The organism is Nocardia sp. NPDC056064, from assembly GCF_042266925.1.
Classification (GTDB): Bacteria; Actinomycetota; Actinomycetes; order Mycobacteriales; family Mycobacteriaceae; genus Nocardia.
Window position 1 is genome coordinate 462,490 of sequence record NZ_JBHJWO010000001.1, and the last position, 7,558, is coordinate 470,047.

7 protein-coding genes and 1 riboswitch are annotated in these 7,558 nt (G+C 68.4%); all 7 genes read left to right on the forward strand.

All coding sequences use genetic code 11. The annotated features are described in order from the left end of the window. The first annotated feature begins 39 nt into the window (after window positions 1-39). The 7 genes from ACFC06_RS02235 (at window position 40) to gcvP (ending at window position 7,130) form a co-directional block, all read left to right on the forward strand. A complete protein-coding gene (locus tag ACFC06_RS02235; protein WP_375926908.1) occupies window positions 40-675 on the forward strand; it encodes a CDP-alcohol phosphatidyltransferase family protein in 636 nt (211 codons plus the stop codon). Window positions 676-717: 42 nt separating this feature from the next. Further along, entirely contained in the window at window positions 718-1,116 is a 399-nt protein-coding gene (gene gcvH, locus ACFC06_RS02240) for a glycine cleavage system protein GcvH (RefSeq protein ID WP_375926911.1), read from the forward strand. Between the two features lie 176 nt (window positions 1,117-1,292). Then, on the forward strand, window positions 1,293-1,778 hold the full coding sequence (locus ACFC06_RS02245) for an FHA domain-containing protein (RefSeq protein ID WP_110041099.1): 486 nt from the start codon (window positions 1,293-1,295) through the stop codon (window positions 1,776-1,778). A gap of 70 nt (window positions 1,779-1,848) precedes the next feature. After that, window positions 1,849-2,628: a MerR family transcriptional regulator gene (locus tag ACFC06_RS02250; RefSeq protein ID WP_375926915.1), complete on the forward strand. Its 780-nt coding sequence runs from the start codon at window positions 1,849-1,851 to the stop codon at window positions 2,626-2,628. Between the two features lie 156 nt (window positions 2,629-2,784). After that, a complete protein-coding gene (locus tag ACFC06_RS02255) occupies window positions 2,785-3,258 on the forward strand; it encodes a bifunctional nuclease family protein (protein WP_278262095.1) in 474 nt (157 codons plus the stop codon). A 172-nt stretch (window positions 3,259-3,430) separates the two neighbouring features. Further along, the gene (locus tag ACFC06_RS02260; protein ID WP_375926919.1) at window positions 3,431-3,988 is read left to right on the forward strand and encodes a MerR family transcriptional regulator; all 558 of its coding nucleotides are present in this window, start codon (window positions 3,431-3,433) and stop codon (window positions 3,986-3,988) included. Window positions 3,989-4,064: 76 nt separating this feature from the next. After that, window positions 4,065-4,164: riboswitch (glycine riboswitch) on the forward strand. A 155-nt stretch (window positions 4,165-4,319) separates the two neighbouring features. Continuing rightward, window positions 4,320-7,130 (forward strand): aminomethyl-transferring glycine dehydrogenase, encoded by a 2,811-nt coding sequence (gene gcvP / locus ACFC06_RS02265; RefSeq protein ID WP_375926922.1) that lies wholly within the window; start codon window positions 4,320-4,322, stop codon window positions 7,128-7,130. The last annotated feature ends 428 nt before the right edge of the window (window positions 7,131-7,558 follow it).

A 7,558-nucleotide genomic window follows, 5' to 3' on the forward strand; every position in this document is an offset into this window, starting at 1 on the left:
CGGATGGCGCGATCACGGGTTCGTGCGGTATGCAGGGGCGTGGCAACCGAATCGGGAACGCCGGGCACGCACGACACCGAAACCGGTGGCGTGTTCAGCGACCGCATCCTGACCGTGCCCAATGTGCTGAGCCTGGTGCGGCTGATCGGCATCCCCGTCTTCCTGTGGTTGATGCTGGTCCGTCACGCCGACGGCTGGGCGTTCACGCTGCTGATCGCCAGCGGGGTGACCGACTTCCTCGACGGCAAACTGGCCCGCCTGCTCGATCAGTCCTCGCGGCTGGGCGCGCTGCTCGATCCGCTCGTGGACCGGCTATACCTGGTCACGACTTTGGTGGCGTTCGTCGCACGCGGGCTGATCCCGTGGTGGATCGCGGTGATCCTGGTCGGCCGTGACCTGGTACTGACCGCGACACTGTCGGTGTACCGGCGCCGTGACCTGCCCGCGCCCGAGGTGATCTACCTGGGCAAGGCGGCCACCTTCGCGCTGATGTCGGCGCTGCCGTGGATCCTCACCGGGGAGATGGACTGGGCGGGGGCCGCTTTCGGCTGGGCCTTCGGCTGGGCCCTGCTCATCTGGGGTACCGCCCTGTATGTCTGGACCGGCGCGCTCTACGCCGGACTGGCCGTCGCCGTGGCGCGATCGATACCGCCTGTGCCGCACCGCGGCAGCTAGTCGATACTGTTACGCGCAACGTCGACGACGAAAGGACGTCCTGTGACCCGGACCCCTGAGGATCTGCGCTACACCGAAGAGCACGAATGGGTGCGTCGGACCGGCCCCACGGCGGTCCGTGTCGGCATCACCGACTACGCCCAGTCACAGCTCGGTGACGTGGTGTTCGTCCAGCTGCCCGACGTCGACAAGGACGTGACCGCGGGCGAGAGCATCGCCGAGGTCGAGTCGACCAAGAGCGTGTCCGACATCTACGCGCCGCTCACCGGCAAAGTCGTTGCGGTGAACGAGGATCTGGTGCAGTCGCCGGAGACGCTCAACACCGATCCGTACGACGAGGGCTGGCTGTTCGACCTCGCCTTCGATGACGAGTCGGCACTCGATTCCGTCCTCGGTGAACTGCTGGATGCGGCGGGTTACCAAGGAGTTATCGGGGGCTGAGCAAGCCTTCACAGTTCTCCCTGCACGGGTGCGCCCCGGCAGGGTACGGTCAAAGCCAAGCGGATACGTCGGGGAATCGACGCCGGGATCTTTCCTGGCGATGTGATCGCGCCGGTCGTGTCGCCGAATGAAGCACCTGCTTGCATGGATAATCAGGTTCGAGGAGGAGAGAAACGGTGAGCGAGAACAGGGACCCGGGTTACGGGGAGACCGCGGCCGAGACGACATCGGTCTTCCGCGCGGACTTCCTCAACGAGGTCGACGCGTCGCGCTCCGGAGAGCCGACCGGCGAACAGCCGGTACAGGGCGTCGAGGGCCTGCCGGTCGGCGCGGCCCTCCTGGTGGTCAAGCGCGGCCCGAATGCGGGTTCGCGTTTTCTGCTGGATCAGCCGACCACCTCGGCCGGTCGCCATCCCGACAGTGACATCTTCCTCGATGACGTCACCGTCAGCCGTCGGCACGCGGAGTTCCGTCAGGACGACGATTCCTTCCAGGTCGTCGATGTGGGCAGCCTCAACGGCACCTACGTCAACCGGGAGCCGGTGGACTCCTCGGAGCTGCAGAACGGCGACGAGGTCCAGATCGGCAAGTTCCGGCTGGTCTTCCTGACCGGTCCGCGCGCGCAGGCGAACGAGTCGGCGTCGGGCGCGGGGTCGCGATGACCCCTACGGTGCTGGTGCCCTCGATGGGCACAGTGCTGTGACAGGGGCGGCGCAGTGGGCACGCGGAGGGATGTCGATCGGCTCCGTGCTCGACCTGCTGCGACCAGATTTTCCCGACATCACCATCTCTAAGATCCGGTTCCTCGAGTCCGAGGGCCTGATCCGGCCGGAACGAACGCCGTCGGGATACCGGCGGTTTTCTGTCGCCGACTACGAACGGCTGCGTTTCGTGCTGACCGCGCAACGCGATCAGTACCTGCCGTTGAAGGTGATCAAGGAGCAGTTGGAAGCGATCGACAGCGGTGCGGCGACGCTGGGGGTGCGCGAAGCGCGCGCCCGCGCGCATCACCACAGCGCCGCGGAGGCCGGACAGTCGCTGTCCGGCCCCGCGCGCGCCGGTGACGAGGCCCCGCCGCCACCGCGGCGCCTGGGTGTCGTGCCGGGCGAGATCACCCCGGACGAGTTACGCGTCGAGGTCGGGGTGCGGCTCACCCGGGCCGATCTGCTGGCCAAGGCCGGTATCGACGACCGATTCCTCGACGATCTGCTGCGCGCGGGCCTCATCGTGGCGGGTGCGGGCGGATTCTTCGAATCCGACGCCGTCACGCTGGCGCTGGCCGCCAAATCGATGGCCGAGTTCGGGCTCGAGGCCCGGCACCTGCGTGCGTTCAAGCTCGCCGCCGACCGCGAGGCCGCGCTGGTGGCCCAGATCGCCGCGCCGATCGCCAAGAGCCGTGATGCCGACGCGCGCGCCCGCGCCGAGGAGACGGTCCGCGAACTGGCGGCGTTGTCGCTGAACCTGCACGCCGCACTGGTCAAGGCCGCCGTGCGCACCGCGCTGGGCAACTGATTCCGCCGTCCCGGTGCACCGGTATCACCCCGGCAACACGCCGATTTCGGCTCGGACGTCGCCGTTGCGCGCCCGGGAATTCGCCTAGACTCGTGGTACGGCGAGCTGTGCAGCGGTCGTGCCGGCCGGCGGCGAGTATGGGAGGCAGGACAACTCATGAGCGAGATGCGCGTCATCGGCATCCGTGTCGAGCAGCCACAGAACCAGCCCGTGCTGCTGCTGCGGGAAGCGTCGGGGGAGCGGTACCTGCCGATCTGGATCGGGCAGGCCGAGGCCACCGCGATCGTGCTGGAGCAGGAGGGGGTCACCCCGATCCGCCCGCTCACCCACGATCTGATCAAGATCCTGATCACCGAGCTCGGGCGCACCCTCAAGGAAGTCCGGATCGTGGATCTGCAGGAGGGCACCTTCTACGCCGATCTCGTCTTCGACGGGGATCTGCGGGTCTCCGCGCGGCCCTCGGACTCGGTGGCCATCGCCCTGCGGGTCGGCTGCCCGATCTTCGCCGAGGAGCCCGTGCTGGCCGAGGCCGGACTGGTCATGCCCGACGAGCGCGAGGACGAGGTGGAGAAGTTCAAGGAGTTCCTCGAATCGGTGTCCCCGGACGATTTCAAGGCCACCGACAGCTGAGCTGACCGGGCGATCTTCTACACCTGAAGTAGAGGTCGAGGGAATCGCCGCACGCGGTGCTTGGTGCGACGACTGTGCAGGTCCGACAATGGCAGGAGTAATCTCGAAAGTCGGGCAACATCGGTCGTGTCTGTCGAGACTTCGGATCGTCGGCAAAGGCAAGGAGCGGTCAGTGGAAGAGCAAACGCAGGATGTCGTGCAGCCTGGCTTGTTCCCGGACGACTCGGTGCCGGATGATCTGGTCGGCTACCGGGTACCGAGCGCGTGTCAGGTCGCGGGGATCACTTATCGCCAGCTCGACTACTGGGCCAGGACCGGCCTGGTGGTCCCGTCCATCCGCGGTGCGGCGGGCTCGGGCAGTCAGCGGCTGTACTCGTTCAAGGACATCCTGGTCCTCAAGATCGTGAAGCGGCTGCTGGACGCGGGCATCTCGTTACAGAACATCCGCATCGCCGTCGACCACCTGCGCAGCCGCGGGGTGGGCGATCTGGCCGGGATCACCCTGTTCTCCGACGGCACCTCGGTCTACGAGTGCACCTCGCCCGAGGAGGTCGTCGATTTACTGCAGGGCGGGCAGGGTGTCTTCGGGATCGCGGTCAGCGGCGCCATGCGGGAACTGACCGGAGCGATCGCGGATTTCCCCGCCGAGCGGGCCACCGCCATCACCGACCGTCCCGAGGACGAACTGTCGTTCCGTCGCAAGGCGCGCGAGGACCGCAAAACCGGATAAGTGATCAGCACTACACCCCCGGCAGCCCCCAGGTGGCGCGGCCGGGGGTTCGCTGCCTCTAGACTCGGAGGTGCGTCGCCGCCGTGCGGGAGAGTCCCGGGTTCTTCGGAAGCCGGGCGCCGAAGGAGCAGCACCTCCCCGTCAATCTCTCAGGCAACAGGGACCGCCCGGTGATTCGACGCCTCTGGAAAGCGGTGGCATCCGGCTGCCCGCCCACGGGGAAAGGGACACGGCCGCCCGGTCGCGTCACCGAATCTCTCAGGCGCACAGACAGAGGGGGAGGGCTGGTACCCGTCGACCGCGTGGTCGACCCGCCCGACCTGGAGCTGCCGTGACCCGTTCGTTCGCCGACCGCCACATCGGACCCGATTCCGGCGAGCTCGCCCGGATTCTCGAGACCGTGGGCGTCGAATCCGTCGACGCGCTGGCCACCGCCGCGCTGCCCGCGACGATTCTGGACGAATCCGGCCTGGCCGCCCTGCCCGTACCGGCCTCCGAGCACGAGGTGCTCGCCGAACTGGCCGCCCTGGCGCAGGCCGACACCGTGGCCACCTCGATGATCGGGCTGGGCTACTACGACACCCTCACCCCGCCGGTGCTGGTGCGCAATCTGCTCGAGAACCCGGCCTGGTACACCGCCTACACGCCCTACCAGCCCGAGATCAGCCAGGGCAGGCTCGAGGCGCTGCTCAACTTCCAGACCATGGTCTCGGATCTGACCGGCATGGACGTGGCCAACGCCTCGATGCTCGACGAGGCCACCGCCGCGGCCGAGGCGATGACGCTGCTGCGCCGCGCGGGCAAGTCGAAGTCGCCGCGCCTGCTGATCGACACCGATCTGTTCCCGCAGACCAAGACCGTCCTTGCCACCAGGGCCGAGCCGCTGGGCATCGAGATCGTCGAGGCCGACCTCGCCGGCGGGGTGCTGCCCGAGGGCGAGTTCTTCGGCGTGCTGGTGCAGAGCCCCGGCGCGTCGGGTCGCGTCGTCGACTGGACGCCGGTCTTCACCGCCGCTCACGAGCGCGGCGCGCTGGTCGCGGCGGGCGCCGACCTGCTGGCCATGACGCTGATCACCCCGCCCGGGGAGCAGGGCGCCGACGTCTGTTTCGGCACCACCCAGCGCTTCGGTGTGCCGATGGGCTTCGGCGGTCCGCACGCGGGCTACCTGGCCGTGCGCACGGCCTTCGCACGGCAGCTGCCGGGCCGTCTGGTCGGCGTGTCGGTCGACGCCGACGGCGCGCGCGCCTACCGCCTCGCGCTGCAGACCCGCGAACAGCACATCCGCCGGGAGAAGGCCACCTCCAACATCTGCACCGCCCAGGTGCTGCTGGCCATCGTGGCCGCCATGTACGCGAGCTATCACGGTGCCGACGGGCTGCGCGCCATCGCGCGCCGGGTGCACGAGCACGCGGCCGCGGTGGCGACCGGTCTCGGCGGCGCGGTGGTGCACGGTGCCTTCTTCGACACCGTGCTCGCGCACGTGCCCGGCGGCGCGGAAGCCGTTGTCGCCAAGGCGAAGTCGAAGGGCATCAACCTGCGCCTGGTCGACGCCGACCACGTCGCGATCGCCTGTGACGAGGCGACCACCGACGCGCACGTCGCCGCGGTGATCGAATCCTTCGGTACCGCACTGACTCCCGAGGCGGGCGCCGGTGCCGAGCCGGTCGCGGTCGAGACCCGCACCTCGGACTACCTGACCCACCCGGCGTTCACCCGCTACCACACCGAGACCGCGATGCTGCGCTACCTGCGCTCGCTCTCGGACAAGGACATCGCCCTGGATCGCAGCATGATCCCGCTGGGCTCGTGCACCATGAAGCTCAACGCCACCGCCGAGATGGAGGCCATCACCTGGCCCGGGTTCGCGCGCCTGCATCCCTTCGCGCCCACCGAGGACGTGCCGGGCATCCTGGGGCTGATCGGCGACCTGGAGCGGTGGCTGGCCGAGATCACCGGTTACGACGCGGTGAGCCTGCAGCCCAACGCGGGCAGCCAGGGCGAGTACGCCGGTCTGCTGGCCATCCGCCGCTATCACCTCGACCGCGGCGACGACCACCGCGACACCTGCCTGATCCCCTCCAGTGCGCACGGCACCAACGCGGCCTCGGCGGCGATGGTCGGCATGCGCGTGGAGGTGGTGAAGTGCCGCGAGAACGGCGACGTCGACCTCGACGACCTGCGCGCCAAGATCGCCGACCACGCCGATCGGCTGGCCTGCATCATGATCACCTACCCGTCCACCCACGGCGTCTACGAGCACGAGGTCGCCGAGCTGTGCGCCCTGGTGCACGACGCGGGCGGTCAGGTCTACGTCGACGGCGCGAACCTCAATGCCCTTGTCGGCCTTGCCCGTCCGGGCCGCTTCGGCGGTGATGTCAGCCACCTGAACCTGCACAAGACCTTCTGCATCCCGCACGGTGGCGGTGGTCCCGGCGTCGGTCCGGTGGCGGTGCGCTCGCATCTCGCGCAGTACCTGCCGGGCGATCCGCTCGAGGCGGGCTCGCACGCGGTGTCGGCCGCGAACTACGGATCGGCCTCGATCCTGCCGATCACCTGGGCCTACATCCGGCTGATGGGCGCCGAGGGGCTGCGCGCGGCCACGCTGACCGCGATCGCCTCGGCCAACTACATCGCCCGCCGTCTCGACGCCTACTTCCCGGTGCTCTACACCGGCGAGAACGGCATGGTCGCGCACGAGTGCATCCTGGACCTGCGCGAGATCACCAAGCAGACCGGCGTCACCGTCGACGATGTGGCCAAGCGCCTGGCCGACTACGGCTTCCACGCGCCGACCATGAGCTTCCCCGTCGCGGGCACTCTGATGGTCGAGCCGACCGAGAGCGAGAACCTCGAGGAGCTCGACGAGTTCATCGACGCCATGATCGCCATCCGCGCCGAGATCGACCAGGTCGGCGCCGGGGTCTGGCCGGTCACCGACAACCCGCTGCGCGGCGCGCCGCACACCGCGGCCAGCCTGGTCGGCGAGTGGGATCACCCCTACAGCCGCGAGGTCGCCGTCTACCCGCGCGGCCTCGGGCACACCCGCCCGAAGGTGTGGCCGCCGGTGCGCCGCATCGACGGCGCGTTCGGCGACCGCAACCTGGTGTGCTCCTGCCCGCCGCTGGACGCCTACCAGGACTGACCGCGACCTCAGTTCGCCCTCGATGTGCGGGCCCCGCCGATGCGTTCGGCGGGGCCCGCTGTCGTCCGGTGTGGACTCCTCGGCATCTGAAACCCTCGATATCCGAATATGTCGCCGTTAACGAACTCTGCGTCTTTTTAGGGCGCATTGAGTGAATGTCCAGTACGTGCGTCGCGGAAAACAATTCTCGGATATTTACGGCGAGGTGAATTGACGAGTAACGATCGGGCACCAACGGGCTGTCCGGGGTTTATCGCTTCGGGTGAAATGTCTATCTCGGCGGTGGTGTCGCGCGTAATTGTTACTAGCGTGTTCCCGGGTATTCGTATGCCCGATGTTTGCTGGCAGGCTAGTGTCGTGGGGAAGGTTTCGGCAGAGAACCTGCTGGGTACAGCCCCGCGGGCCCGGAAATACGGCAAGGGGAACAG